This is a genomic window from Devosia sp. A449 (assembly GCF_054489375.1).
In genome coordinates this window covers 1-697 of the sequence record NZ_JBTMWU010000021.1, presented here as the reverse complement: position 1 = coordinate 697, position 697 = coordinate 1, and the positions used below count along the sequence as shown (strand labels likewise).

The window sequence follows — 697 nt, the reverse complement described above, 5'->3', positions numbered from 1 at the left end:
CGGCTGCGCGAGGAAGACCCGTTCACCGAATTCGTTATCCGAGACGTGCCGAACCGGGTGGTGTTCCACCGCTCGCGCTTTGAGATCGATCTTAACCGCGACCGGGATGGTGCGGTCTATGTCACTCCGGAGCAGGCCTGGGGCCTCGAGGTCTGGTCGGACACGCCGAGCGCTGAACTGATCGCGCATTCGCTGGCCATCCATGACGCCTATTATGCCATGCTCGGACAGATGTTGGCGGGCCTGGAGCGGGATTATGGGCGCTTCGTGCTGCTCGACATCCATAGCTACAATCACCGCCGCGCGGGGCCAGATGCGCCGGCAACGCCGGAGGTCGAGGCGCCGGCGATCAATATCGGCACAGTTTCAATGGACCGCGCGCGCTGGGCGCCGGTGCTCGATCCGTTCATCGAGTGTCTCCGCAGCTTTTCGTTTCGTGGGCAGGGCATGGATGTGCGGGAGAATGTGGCCTTCGAAGGCCGGGGCGAGCAAACGCGGTTCGTGCATGCCAATTTCCCCAAGACCGGCTGTGCCATTGCCATCGAGTTCAAGAAATTCTTCATGGACGAGTGGACCGGCGAGCCGGATATCGCGACGCTGAGCGCGATGCGCGCCATGCTCACGGCCTCACTGCCGGTGTTGCTCGGTGCCCTCAGGGCGACCGCATGAGGGCGCCTGATGCCAAATTGCTGGAGGA

General features: G+C 63.1%; 1 protein-coding gene. It reads left to right on the top strand.

Annotated features, from left to right (window positions below; genetic code table 11):
• On the top strand, nucleotides 1–669 hold a 669-nt coding region (locus ACX3OW_RS21625), incomplete at its 5' end, for an N-formylglutamate amidohydrolase (RefSeq protein WP_459097857.1).
• Nucleotides 670–697: the final 28 nt, after the last annotated feature.